This is a genomic window from Rhizobium rosettiformans W3, assembly GCF_004912135.1.
Lineage (GTDB): Bacteria > Pseudomonadota > Alphaproteobacteria > Rhizobiales > Rhizobiaceae > Allorhizobium > Allorhizobium rosettiformans.
Map to the genome: position 1 here is coordinate 177,446 of NZ_STGU01000009.1, position 12,027 is coordinate 189,472.

At 57.4% G+C, this 12,027-nt stretch carries 11 protein-coding genes and 1 pseudogene; 9 read left to right on the plus strand and 3 right to left on the minus strand.

Annotated features, from left to right (window positions below; genetic code table 11):
- The first annotated feature begins 4 nt into the window (after positions 1 to 4).
- Complete coding sequence (locus FAA86_RS16870; protein WP_136542336.1) at positions 5 to 1,102, plus strand: PGN_0703 family putative restriction endonuclease; 1,098 nt, start codon at positions 5 to 7, stop codon at positions 1,100 to 1,102.
- A gap of 80 nt (positions 1,103 to 1,182) precedes the next feature.
- Positions 1,183 to 1,539 (plus strand): DUF2958 domain-containing protein, encoded by a 357-nt coding sequence (locus FAA86_RS16875; RefSeq protein ID WP_136542337.1) that lies wholly within the window; start codon positions 1,183 to 1,185, stop codon positions 1,537 to 1,539.
- A gap of 36 nt (positions 1,540 to 1,575) precedes the next feature.
- Here the strand turns inward: FAA86_RS16875 and FAA86_RS16880 are convergent, their stop codons facing one another.
- Positions 1,576 to 1,836 (minus strand): helix-turn-helix domain-containing protein, encoded by a 261-nt coding sequence (locus tag FAA86_RS16880; RefSeq protein WP_136542338.1) that lies wholly within the window; start codon positions 1,834 to 1,836, stop codon positions 1,576 to 1,578.
- A gap of 130 nt (positions 1,837 to 1,966) precedes the next feature.
- Here FAA86_RS16880 and FAA86_RS16885 point away from each other — a divergent pair, with 130 nt between their 5' ends.
- From FAA86_RS16885 to FAA86_RS16910, 6 genes are all read left to right on the plus strand, one after another.
- Positions 1,967 to 3,217 carry an MBL fold metallo-hydrolase gene (locus tag FAA86_RS16885; protein ID WP_136542339.1) on the plus strand — a complete coding sequence of 417 codons (1,251 nt, stop codon included), beginning with the start codon at positions 1,967 to 1,969 and terminating at the stop codon, positions 3,215 to 3,217.
- Positions 3,214 to 4,182: a hypothetical protein gene (locus tag FAA86_RS16890; RefSeq protein WP_136542340.1), complete on the plus strand. Its 969-nt coding sequence runs from the start codon at positions 3,214 to 3,216 to the stop codon at positions 4,180 to 4,182. The genes FAA86_RS16885 and FAA86_RS16890 overlap by 4 nt, the downstream gene beginning before the upstream one ends.
- Positions 4,183 to 4,293: 111 nt before the next feature.
- Entirely contained in the window at positions 4,294 to 5,403 is a 1,110-nt protein-coding gene (locus FAA86_RS16895; RefSeq protein ID WP_136542341.1) for a hypothetical protein, read from the plus strand.
- 24 nt (positions 5,404 to 5,427) lie between these two features.
- On the plus strand, positions 5,428 to 5,952 hold the full coding sequence (locus tag FAA86_RS16900; protein WP_136542342.1) for a hypothetical protein: 525 nt from the start codon (positions 5,428 to 5,430) through the stop codon (positions 5,950 to 5,952).
- A 9-nt stretch (positions 5,953 to 5,961) separates the two neighbouring features.
- The gene (locus tag FAA86_RS16905) at positions 5,962 to 6,228 is read left to right on the plus strand and encodes a hypothetical protein (RefSeq protein WP_136542343.1); all 267 of its coding nucleotides are present in this window, start codon (positions 5,962 to 5,964) and stop codon (positions 6,226 to 6,228) included.
- A gap of 115 nt (positions 6,229 to 6,343) precedes the next feature.
- Complete coding sequence (locus FAA86_RS16910) at positions 6,344 to 6,994, plus strand: hypothetical protein (protein ID WP_136542344.1); 651 nt, start codon at positions 6,344 to 6,346, stop codon at positions 6,992 to 6,994.
- A gap of 917 nt (positions 6,995 to 7,911) precedes the next feature.
- Here FAA86_RS16910 and FAA86_RS16920 read toward each other — a convergent pair.
- Together FAA86_RS16920 and FAA86_RS16925 are read right to left on the minus strand one after the other, a co-directional pair.
- Positions 7,912 to 8,542, minus strand: a pseudogene (locus tag FAA86_RS16920) (tyrosine-type recombinase/integrase).
- 129 nt (positions 8,543 to 8,671) lie between these two features.
- Positions 8,672 to 9,529 carry a helix-turn-helix transcriptional regulator gene (locus FAA86_RS16925; protein ID WP_136542346.1) on the minus strand — a complete coding sequence of 286 codons (858 nt, stop codon included), beginning with the start codon at positions 9,527 to 9,529 and terminating at the stop codon, positions 8,672 to 8,674.
- A gap of 62 nt (positions 9,530 to 9,591) precedes the next feature.
- Here FAA86_RS16925 and FAA86_RS16930 point away from each other — a divergent pair.
- Positions 9,592 to 12,027: ATP-binding protein (locus FAA86_RS16930; protein ID WP_246035118.1), on the plus strand; the 2,436-nt coding region annotated here is incomplete at its 3' end.

Sequence of the window (12,027 nt, forward strand, 5' to 3'; positions counted from 1 at the left end):
CACCATGCCGAAGGCCACTGTCAAGCCCGCCCATGTCATCGAAGACGACGTCAACGAAACCATCCCGTTGATCCCTGAGGACATCCTGCGCCAGCATCACTGCCTGGAGCCCGATGCCTCCAGGTTCACCGCCGCTGCCCGCCTGCTGCAATCCCTCTGGCGGCAGGACCAGAACCTGCCCGTCGGTCGCCACCGCAGTCCGTCAGGGGAAACGCGCCAGATCGGCTCCCGCCTCACCATGTCGGCAGGCCGCGCCGGGGCCAACTTCCTCGATCCGGCCATTGCCTCCCTGGTTCGTCGCGAACTGGTCTATCGCGAGATCGGCGCACTGATCGACGCCGACCGTCTCTTCCGCAATCTGCTTTCATCCATGCCGCTGGTCTTCAATCTCTTCGGCCCGCTCAAACGCGATCTGGAGCTTGCCACCAGCGTCATGCGGCTGGTGCTGCCAAGCTTCACCGGAACCGTGACCAACATCCTCTTCGAGCATAGCCCCGGACGCGGCAACCCGGCCTTTTCCGCCGACTACACCGCAGCCGACGCCCTGGTTCGCTACCGCACTGAGGATGGCCGACGCGGGTTCGTCTTCGTTGAGCAGAAATACACCGAAACCCTCCAAGAAACGACGCAGCCGACCCGGCCCCATCTCGACAGGCTTTCCGAGCAATCAGGCCTGTACAAAGACCCCAATGCTTCTGGTCTGAGGTCCAGCCCATGCCAGCAGCTATGGCGGGAGCACCTGCTTGCAGCTAGCATGATCCAGCGCGGCCATTATGATGAGGGCCACTTCATCGTCATCGCACCCCGCCTGAACTGGCATGCCCAGAACGGGATCGCGGCCTATGCCCGCCACCTCAAGAAACCGGAACTGGGTCAGCCTCCCTTTGCGGGCATCTTCCTGGAGCGCTTCATCGAAGCCATCGGCACTGCCGGAGAGGCTGATTATGCCCAGCGCCTTCATCAGCGCTACGCCGATTTCGCCCGAATCGATCAGCTGATCGACGCCTATCTCGACGCCGAGGATCAGGCCGGGATCGAGTTGCTAACGACACCGGAGATCAGTTCTTCCAGGAGTACTACCGCGGCCACGGTCGCCGCCTGATCAAGATCGGTGGAGCCCATCCCGCTCCACCGCCCCATCTTTCATCGCCACATTCTCGCCCCTTGTCCCGGAGCATCGCCATGCCACGTTCCACATTGCTGACCGTCGCCCTTCGTCGCCAGCTTATCCTCAACGGTCACAAGAGCCGCAGCCAGCCGGGCTTCGATCCGATCCCCGTCGTCAAGCTCTTCACCCCCGACGCCAGTGCCACCTGGCTGCTTACCGAACTCAACCCCGACAATCCCGATCTCGCTTTCGGTCTTTGCGACCTTGGGCTTGGCTCGCCGGAACTCGGCTATGTCTCACTTTCGGAAATTGCCAGCATCCGGGGCCGTCTAGGGCTCCCAGTCGAGCGGGACCGCTTTTTTGCCCCGACCGAGCCGCTGTCTGTTCATCTCCAGCACACTTGGGAAAAGGGTCGGCCTTCAACGTGCTGAGCTACTTTCTTGCTCAAGCAGCCTTGTAGGCACGGGTCACTCCTTTCTTCGCCCACTCCGTAGCGGCTTCGGCGGCTGTTCATCCGGCCCCGGCATCGAAAAAAAATCGCTCACGGACACAGCCAACGCGGCGGCCACCTTGTCCAACAAGTCAACGGTCGGGTTTTCCGCCTGCCGCTCTAACCCACCCAGATATGCACGATCAACGCCAGCGTCGGCGGCCAACTTCTCTTGCGAGATGCCTTGGCCGACTCTTATCCGCCTGAGATTCCATGCGACCAGCGCCCGTCCGTTCATCGGACGATGACAGCATTCATGTTGCCAAAGAAACCACTGGCTATAGCCACATGAATATTTTAGGTTGCGCCCGACCAAGCGGAGCGAACTATCACTAAGCCATGTCCTCCCTGGTTGAACGGGAGGGTAAATGCGGGTCAAAGTTCATCGTGGCACGAAGGAAATCGGTGGTTCATGCATCGAGCTAGAAGCTGGTGGTGAAAGGCTTTTGCTTGATCTGGGCTTGCCCCTGGATGGCGATCCAGAGGATATTTCCGTTCATCCCGCTATCGACGGCCTGGACGGACAAGACTCTCTTCGGGCGCTTGTCCTGTCGCATGGGCATCTCGATCACTGGGGACTGGCGCATCTTGCGGGCAAGGAACTGCCCGTCGCCTTGGGAGCCGCAACCCATCGCATCTTTCAGGCGGCGGCACCGTTCTTGCCGCGAGCCTATGTCCCCGAAAACACCCTGGAGCTTCGCGACCGGACACCCATGTCGTTCGGCCACTTCAAGGTGACACCTTATCTGGTCGATCACTCGGCCTATGACGCCTATGCCTTTGAGGTCGAGGCTCACGGCAAGAAGCTGTTTTATTCCGGCGACTTCCGCGCTCATGGGCGCAAGGCCGCCCTATTCGAAAAGCTGGTCGCGAACCCGCCTCGCAACATTGATGCGCTGTTGATGGAAGGTTCGACACTTGGGCGGCTGGATGCCGAGCATAAATTTCCAACCGAAACCGAGATCGAGTTAAAGTTTCTTGAGCTTTTCAAGGCAATACCCGGCATGGCGCTTGTGGCGGCATCCGCGCAGAACATCGACCGGATGGTAAGCCTGTACCGCGCCTGCAAGCGGACAGGCCGCACGTTGGTTATCGATCTGTATGCAGCCGAAGTGCTACGTGCGACCGGCAATGCCAACATACCGCAATCGGACTGGCCGAACATGGCCGTCTATGTGCCGCATTACCAGCGTGTGCGCATCAAGCAGACCGAGCGCTTCGACCTCCTCGAACCTCACAAGACCAACCGCATCTTTGCGGAGGATTTGAAAGCGCTCGCTCCTAAAGCCGCCTTCCTGTTTCGTCCTGCCATGCTGTCTGATCTCGACAGGGCCGAATGTCTGGAAGGGGCGGTCGCCATCTGGTCGCAGTGGGATGGATATCTGAAGCAAGAAAAGGGCATGCAGGTATCCGAAGCGCTGAATGCGCGCGGCATCCGCCTCGAACATGCCCACACTTCAGGCCATGCCAGTATCGCCGACCTCAAGCGCCTCGTCGGAGCAATAGCCCCCCGGATGCTGGTGCCGATCCATACGTTCGAACCACACCGCTTCCCTGAACACTTCGGAACGATCGCACAACAGAAGAACGACGGCGATTGGTGGGAGATCGCCGCATGACGCCTGTTGTTGCTCCGCACCGCACCCTCGAACAGGCCTTCCTGGATGCGCTGGAAGAACTGGCGAACGATAGCACAGGCAGTTGGTGGCGTGACGTGCTCCAGCATCCCGACCTTGTTCTTGCCGTCCGGCGCAACTCCATCAACGCGTATCATAGAGGCGCGTCCATCTTTCGTATCGACTGGAAAGCCGGACAGGTTATCCCGTTCACCCACGCGAAATATCTCGTCAAACCCGCGCAGACCTATGTTGCGTTGGAGCGAGGTGAGTTCCAGTTCGATGCCCGCGACCTGCTTCAACAAACGTACTTGGGCATGGAAACTCTGAACGACATGTGCAGGGCCGCATCACGATATGCGGGGATGGAAAAGGCTGGCCTTCATCCCATGCTCGTTGGCAATCCCGATGTGATCGATGTAGAGATCGCCCTCACGCGCCTGTCCTCGCCGGGTGATGATGGCGATGAAGAGGTCGTTTCGTCAGACCGTACGCAAGACCGCATCGATGCGGCAATCGCAATGACGGACAAGAACGGTGTCCCGACAGTCCGCTTTTACGAAGCCAAGCACTTCACCAACTCGGCGCTGCGGGCCAGCGGCGACAACTTTCCTGATGTGGTTCGCCAGATCGCGGATTACGAGAAGGCATTGAAAGCTTACCAAGCCCAGCTATCGGCAGGGTATCTGGAAACGGCAAAGGCGCTTATTCGCTTCAACGAGATGCGTGCCCAGGCATTCGGGGACAACTCCGTCCGTAGCCTTGCACCGGTTATCCACCAGATTGCCGAGACCGGACAAGCACCCGTTGTCGACACGCTTCCCCATCTCATCATCTACGGGTTCGACAGGGCGCAGCGGGATGACGATACATGGCAAGTGCATCTCGGGAAAGTGGAGAAGGTTCTTTCGCGCTCAAGGGTACGGGCCATCGGCAATCCAACCCGAGCGACTGTGTTCAATCGGTAACAGTGGGACTTTCTTGCAATTTCGAGTCAATTCAAAACGGGCTGACGTGAATACGTTGGGCGGTTCATCATCAGAGGGGGCCGCATTATGAGAAATCACGATGGGAAGCCCATGAAAGTTGTCGTCTATTTTCGTCAGGCAGGCGGTGCCGTCGCCGAGACATATCCGCTCATCACCCATTGGGCCGAAGACGAGGCTGAACAGCCCGTTCCCTTGTTTAGCCAGTTCGATACGGACGGGATGTCCGATGCGGGACCGGAAATTCTTGTCCAGCTTCACTCAGCCAATCGGTGGCTGAAGGAAAAGCGGGGTGTTGTCGTCGCAATCTTTACGGAATTGGAGGATGGTTCAGGCCGTCGCCCGTCCTATGGCGCTGCCCGGAAGGCAGCTGGCCGCGAGCGAGCCACTGTGCTGATCGCCACGACCAAGGCGTTCGCCGGACAACGTTTTTCGCCTATCTCGCAAGACGGGCTGGAAGTTATCCGTCTTGAAGACCCCGAAGAAGCAGCCCGAGACAAGTGGGCAAGGTCTAAGAACGTCGTGGTCTACCTTCGTGCACTCAGCAATCCGGTTGAAGCGCAAGCGATTCTGGAAAAGCAGCAACGCGAAATCGGCAAAATGCTGCGATCCGCTAATGTGCTGGCCGAGTTTGTGGAAACCGAACCGCTTGCTTCGGCAGAGCGCCCGCAACTTGAGCAGGCGCTTGCGCTTTGCCGTGAACAGAAGGCCCGGCTTTTCATCGGCACGACGGACGCCGTCGGAAACGGCGAGGCATTCATGCCGGATTTCACCGACGTCCCCTATGAGGTCGCCTACCGAAAAGCTTATGAGTGGCCTGAGACAATCCCTCTGATGAACTGCCCGTTCCCCGTCGCCCTCTACTTCGGCAAGCAGTGGACGCATGGCTATGTGCCGCTCTACCTCGCCAATGCGACCGGGAGCGAACTGTTCGAGGTTGAGGTATCCGGCATCGGCACGACCGTCATCGACAGAGAGCATGTCGAAACCACGCCATCGAAGAAGGACATCGATTGCGTTTCATCCGGCACAGGCCGGCTGATCGAGGCTTATGACGTCTATTTCGACGGGGACTTTCTGGTTTTCTACACCGTCGAGGCACGCGCCAGTGACGGCACCCGCTACAGGGGGCAGGCCGCGACCAAGGGCGTTCCCGGCAATCGTTGGCTTCGGATCGACCATTGGAAGCCGATTTCCGGCTGAACCCCTTCATTTCAGGATATCTCCATGAACGTCCAGTTTATTCAGTCCTGGCGCGGGGCTTTGCTCATCGCCGCCATCGTTACCATTGGTGCTTCCGGTTATAAGGCCGTCTTCGGTCCGGATGCTGCTACGCGCATCGCCCAGGTTCGCGCTTCCAATATGCTTCCCGGAGGTCAGCCGACGCAGGAAATGTTCAGCAGACAGGTTGCGGCGGCGACCCCCTATGTCAGTGCGCGCATCACGCTTCGGCAGATGACGCAGTATCTGGAAGGGCTGAACTACGAAATTTCCTGGGAGCCCGTCGATGTGGGTATTTTCGTGATGCGGGCAGGCGGCAAGGACCCTCTGACGCAGCAAAACGAAGAGTTTTCCATCCAGTTCATTGCCCTAGACGGACCGACGAAAAACGGGCGGGTCATCGGGTCATTTAACGGTCCCGCTGTTGGGGTCGAGGGGATGGCCTATAATCGGGCCATCATGTCGGAAGCAGAAATCGTCCAGTTCCTTCTATCGGTCGTTTCCGGCGTCTCACCCGCTCCGCTCCAATAGGACAGCATCATGCTTGGCAACATCATCGATCACCGAACGGATCGCAGCACCCCAGAATGTGATGCCGTTTTTGAGCCCTCTGCCCATGACAACGCCAAAGGCCCGCACGGGCACCTCTGGTTCGTGTTAGAGGAAGCGGAGGCCGACCCTGCCTATTTCCATGTGCTGGATTCAGTCGATACGACGGTGCGGGAGGCGCTGCTGAGAGCCGAACGAGACTGGCAGTTTGCCGTCACCGTCTACCTCTACGACAAGGGAGCCAGACCTTTGGGATAGCGATCAACGACATGCGCATACACGGCAATTCAAACAAGACGGACGTGAATACGTGGGCGCGGGCATTGCCTGAACGAGCCATACCACGAGAAACCATTGCAACGAGCGAGTTAACATGAGTTTGCTACGGAACCCGATGACAAGAATGCTACCGGCCAAAGCGACCGGCTTGGTGGGAGCCCTGCTAGCCAGCGTGTTCATAGGCGGTCCGAGCACAGCAATGGAGCAACTGCCATTCAACGACGGCCTCTATGCCGCAGACACCAGGTTTTGCCTTTTGAGCGACGATCAGGCCGGTGAAGCTTATAGCGGTTGGATCGGGGTTTGGACCCGATCAATCTCGAAGAGCACCTACACCAACAATTTTGAGCTTCTTTGCGGAATACAAAAAGTCTCCCGAACAGGGCAAAGGGTCAAAGCGGTCGCTGAGTGCTCGGGAGAAGGCGACGACAGCCGTACAATCCTGGAGTTCAAAGCCGTTTCCCGCAACAGCTTCGTGATTGACGGCAAACGTTTCGATAGATGCGGTTCGGATGCGTCGATAGACACTCAAATCCCCACAACGGCTGAATTGGTCAAGCTGGCGGTAGAGGCGAATGCCGACTGTAGAGGGCTGGGCTCCCCGGAGGCAGACATTGCTTGCGCCAAGCGTGATCTACTTGATGGGTTCTTGTACGATCGGGGCATGTGCTCAACTGAGCCAGACTGGCCAGCTTCTCAGGAGATATGGCACGTATGCCACGACATCCTTCGGAAGAGCGAGTAGCCGTTGATCATTACCGATGTGCTGGGCAAAATCGTGATGCGATCCTTCGCCCCTCTGGTTCCAGACGAGACAGATTGATCAGCCAGCCTCTTGCAGTGATCCAATTGACTGCTACAATTCTCAAACCATTTCCTATCGTGATGCACTGATTTCATTGAGTTTTTCAGACTTGAAAGCTGGCTGTGCAGGGTCCAGGTTCCCCAGCCAATTCTCCCGAAAAGCCTTGATTCTCATGTTTTTCCATAGTGCCGGATCCCGTTTTGGCGTCATCGGCGACCTGATGCCCAAAACTGATGCCCAAGCTGCAATCGGCATGGGGTGACCTTCGGGCCTGATTGAGGGTGTCTTCGTCATGGCAGTCCGCCACGGGGTCGAAAATCTTGTCCGCCGGGGAAACATCTTCTACTGGCGGCCACGCATTCCAGCAGCCTTCATTCACTGCCAACCCGGCAGCCGACTTTCACTGACCCTTCATTGTTCTGATCATAGGAAGGCACAGATGATCGGCCACCGATCAAAACCGAGGGCTTCTCTTTGGGAGATCGCCTGCAGGAGCACCGGGCGATAAAAGGGTTCTCTGTCACGTATGTGCGAAATGCAGAGCAAGTGTCCAACTTGGATAATTTGCCGACAGCCTCGGCGGAAGAGACTACGGTACTCTCTCCATGCGCGGCCGCGCAATGCTAGTGTGGCAAACTTGCCATCGAGAGAGGAGACGAGACATCAGAGTGGTGGCCTGCAACGCGAGCCTTTGGAAGCCGAAAGGCCTGACCGGTAATGTGGAGCTTAATAGCGGAAGCTATTTCTGCAGTGGGGCCGTGAGGAGACTGTCCGCTTCTGTCGCGCCAGGAACAAAAGCGGACAACTCACATCTGCACCCTTAAAAGGGGCCTTGAGTCTGAACCTGAGGACGTCCGTCAAATTTCAGTCCGCTCTGCCAGCTCTAGCGTACTCAATATCGACGCCGAGATAACTGACTGTGTTCTCGATCTTGGTATGGCCAAGCAGGATCTGGATCGCTCGAAGATTGCCAGTGGCCTTGTAGATCATGGCAGCCTTCGTTCGCCGCAGGGAATGCGTACCGTAATCTTCCCGACGAAGCCCGATCGCCGTCACCCACTCATCGACCAGTCGGGCGTATTGCCGAGTGCTGAGATGATCAGCGTGGTCAACGCGACTGGGGAAGGCATAGTCATCGACTGTGCCTCCTCGCCGTTGAAGCCAGGCGAGCAGGCTAGCTCTGACCTCGTTCGTAATTTCGAACTGTACAGGGCGTCCCGTCTTCTGCTGGACGACCATCGCGCGAGTTCGAATGTCATGGCCCGTAACGAGCGTCCCAATTTTCAGCTTTACCAGATCGCAGCCGCGGAGCTTGCTGTCGATGGCGAGATCGAAAAGCGCCCGATCTCGCATCCTTCCTTCACGGTCGAGGAAGAAGCGGATCGCCCAGATCTGCCGCTGCTTCAGGGGCTTCTTGACGCCAACTTGCTTGCCTGCGTTCCAAGCCGGTCGACCCAGTGCGCCAGGATCATATTGTGAGATACCCATTTCAGTTCTCCTATGGCCACCATTGGCCAGAGGAAAAACGCAGAGCACTTGGTTCTATGAGGGGATTCAAGCAAACAGTCTGCTCTTATTGGGCGAACTATTGAAGCGCGCGAAGCCTTCAGTGACGACCTACATCCGGTCCCTGAACTCTTTCACACTCATTCCAACCCATGATTTGAAAGTCCTTTGGAAATACGCGCTATCCTGAAAGCCCAGCCTGCTGGCGATTTCGTCGATGGGCATTTCTCTTGCGGCCAAGAGCAATCGTGCCCTTTCCATTCGACGTCGGAGCACGTGCTGGTATGGGGTCTCTCCGGTGGACGCCTTGAAGGCCCTGCTGAAATGGAACCGACTAAGGCCCGCGAGTTCAGCAAGGCTCGACAGGCTGAGATCTGAGCCAAGGTTCTCCTCGATAAACTCGTCGATAAGAGCAAGAGGCGCTCTCCCAAGGGGCGACGGCTGTCTCAATGTCGGCATTGTTGCTTTGTGGATCGCCAAGATCGTGATCAGGCCCAGTGCTTCTTCGTATAGAGCATCAGAATGATCTCGCTTTAGCAGGCCGGCCCATTGGCGCAGGTATCCCGCGACCTCGTCGCTTCGGTAATAAACCTTTTCATCGACATGTCCGGCGAAGCGAGTGTCCAGCTCCTGCCGGATAACTGCCGGATCAAAATAGATAGCTGTGAACGAATTGTGCCGGCTCTGGAGTTCGGACCAGCCGGTGACGCGTGCACCCCGCGGGACATAGGTCAGTGTGTGGCGGAGGTCACGGCGGTTGTCCTCCAATCCATCCCCTGCACGTATGCCCCCATCTTCCAGGACAATGTCATGGTAGGCGCAAAAATGGAGGTCGCTCGTCCAGTCGTAACTGAAAGCAACACCCAATTCTGGGCGAACATGCTCCACTGTGAAGCCCCTGAGCTTCCTTGCGTGACGTTGCGGCGAATGAGCCAACCCCTGAAGGGCAAGCAACTCATTTTGTTCCATTTTTAGCGTAATCTTGCTTTCCTCATGAAATTATTGCTACCTAGGACTCTATTCAAGTTGACGTGATCGGCGGGAGTGGATGGGACACAGCAACCACACGCTTTGCGACCCCGCTAGCCAATTCCCTTATCCAACGCCATCACTCTTACGTGATAACATCATCTGACCGCATATTTAGAGACCTTCTGATGCACAGAAAAACATCCGCACTGACAGGCAACAAAATGCTAGGTCTGGAGCGAAGCGCTCTCATCGGCGCAGTGACCGCGATCTTCTTTTTCGTCATCAGCACCGCGCTAACCGTTTATACAGTCCAGAACGTCAGAGACAGCAATGCGAGAGTGACGCAGACGCATGGTCTTGTGGTGGCGCTCGACCTGCTTTTGATCGACATACAAGATGCAGAAACGGGATTACGTGGCTTTCTCCTGACCTCTGAGGAGGCCTATCTTGCGCCATATCACCGTGCCCTCCCACAGATTCAGACCCGAATGGACACAATCAGCTCGGCTGCCACAGCCGAGATGCGCGAGCGTGGGAGTGTCGAGGAACTTCGGGCGTTTGTCTCGTCCAAACTCGAAGTGATGGCACAAACACTGGAGGTCTTCGAGACTCGAGGAGAGGCCGAAGCACTGGCTCTGGTGAAAACAGACCGCGGTCGCAGCGATATGGATGGCATCCGCAACGTCATCTCCCAACTGCGCAGCGAGGCTGGTGAAGAGCGGAGCCAGCGCCTGAGCGAGATGGATACGTCTTACATTATCGCCTGGGTGAGCGCCCTAGCGTCCGGGCTGCTGGGTATTATCCTAACCCTCGCAATCTCCGCACTTGTGAGAAAATCTACTCTGGCGCAGAAGCGCGAACAGTGGCTGCGAGACGCACAGGTCGGGCTGGCTGCATCCGTCACCGGTGAACAGCAGATCGGGAAACTTGGCGAAAACATCCTCGGCTTCCTCACCAACTATCTCGGTGCCGTTGCAGGTGCCATTTATATAGAAAATGCCGGCCGCTTTCATCGCATGGCCGTGCACGGCGTGCCACCGGACGTGATGCTGCCGACAAGCTTCGGCCAAAACGACAGCCTGTTCGGCCATGTGTTGCGGGATCACCGTCCGATCGCGGTTGGCGAGGTTCCGGATGGCTATATCAACTTCGGCTCGGCTCTTGGACAGCAGAAGCCACGTTATCTCGCCTTGGCGCCTGCGATCGTTGAAGGGGACATCAGAGGCGTTTTCGAACTCGGCTTCCTTACTCCGATCAGCGATCAGACTCTGGTGCTTCTTGAACAGGTCTCAGAGCTGATCGCCGTCGCCATCCGTTCGGCGGAATTCAGAACGCGCCTCCAGGCTCTTTTGGAAGAAACCCAACGTCAGTCGGAGGAACTGCAGGTCCAGGGCGAAGAACTGCGCGTTTCGAACGAGGAGCTGGAAGAACAGGGACGCGCACTTCGCGAACAACAAACCCGCCTTGAACAGCAGCAGGCAGAACTCGAACAGACCAACTCGCAGCTCGAGGAGCAAGCGGAAGAACTGGAGCGGCAGCGGGACAATCTTGAACGGTCGAAAGACGCCATCGAGGCCAAGTCGAAGGAAGTGGAACTTGCCAGCCGCTACAAATCGGACTTTCTCGCGAACATGTCGCATGAGCTGCGAACACCGCTCAACTCTTCGCTCATCCTTGCGAAACTCCTGGCTGACAATTCCGAAGGCAATCTGACTGCCCAACAGGTTCAATTCGCCCAGACCATTCAATCATCGGGCAATGATCTGCTGAACCTGATCAATGACATCCTGGACCTGTCCAAGATCGAAGCAGGACATGTGGAGATCAATCCGGAAGCGGTGTCGATCGAGAGAACCGTCAACGGACTGCGCCACATGTTTGAACCGCTCGCAACCAACAAGGGCCTGCAGTTCAACGTCTCGGTCGAGGCGGGCGTGCCCGCAGTCATCCAGACCGATCCGCAGCGCCTGGAGCAGGTTCTCAAGAACCTCCTGGCGAATGCGCTGAAGTTCACCGAAAACGGCGGCGTCTCGCTGACTGTTAGCCGTCGCGATGACAGCCAGGTCGCCTTTTCGATCAAGGACACGGGCATCGGGATTGCGGACGAGCAGCAAAAGCGGATCTTTGAAGCCTTCCATCAGGCGGACAGCACCATCAGCCGTAAGTTTGGCGGCACCGGGCTTGGTTTGTCGATTTCTCGCGAACTCGTGCGCTTGCTTGGAGGCCGCTTCCAGCTTCAAAGCCAGCTTGGCGAGGGCAGCACGTTCACGGTCATCATCCCGGCCGAGTTCGACACTGCGCTGGTACAGGCTCCGAAACAGGATTTTGCCCCGCCAGTCGCGTCCGCTGCGGAACCCGTCTTGCGCGCTGAAGCAGAGACCATTGCACAAAAGCCGAAGGCCGTTGCAATCGTCGATGACGACCGTGCAGCATCCGAGGCAACGGCCCGCAAGCTGCTGATTGTCGAGGACGATCAATCTTTTGCACTTATCCTT

Bases quoted from the DNA above. Each gene is read 5' to 3' on its own strand.
- FAA86_RS16870 (WP_136542336.1), top strand. From the start codon at position 5: ATGCCGAAGGCCACTGTCAAGCCCGCCCATGTCATCGAAGACGACGTC.
- FAA86_RS16875 (WP_136542337.1), top strand. From the start codon at position 1,183: ATGCCACGTTCCACATTGCTGACCGTCGCCCTTCGTCGCCAGCTTATC.
- FAA86_RS16880 (WP_136542338.1), bottom strand. From the start codon at position 1,836: ATGAACGGACGGGCGCTGGTCGCATGGAATCTCAGGCGGATAAGAGTC.
- FAA86_RS16885 (WP_136542339.1), top strand. From the start codon at position 1,967: ATGCGGGTCAAAGTTCATCGTGGCACGAAGGAAATCGGTGGTTCATGC.
- FAA86_RS16890 (WP_136542340.1), top strand. From the start codon at position 3,214: ATGACGCCTGTTGTTGCTCCGCACCGCACCCTCGAACAGGCCTTCCTG.
- FAA86_RS16895 (WP_136542341.1), top strand. From the start codon at position 4,294: ATGAAAGTTGTCGTCTATTTTCGTCAGGCAGGCGGTGCCGTCGCCGAG.
- FAA86_RS16900 (WP_136542342.1), top strand. From the start codon at position 5,428: ATGAACGTCCAGTTTATTCAGTCCTGGCGCGGGGCTTTGCTCATCGCC.
- FAA86_RS16905 (WP_136542343.1), top strand. From the start codon at position 5,962: ATGCTTGGCAACATCATCGATCACCGAACGGATCGCAGCACCCCAGAA.
- FAA86_RS16910 (WP_136542344.1), top strand. From the start codon at position 6,344: ATGAGTTTGCTACGGAACCCGATGACAAGAATGCTACCGGCCAAAGCG.
- FAA86_RS16925 (WP_136542346.1), bottom strand. From the start codon at position 9,529: ATGGAACAAAATGAGTTGCTTGCCCTTCAGGGGTTGGCTCATTCGCCG.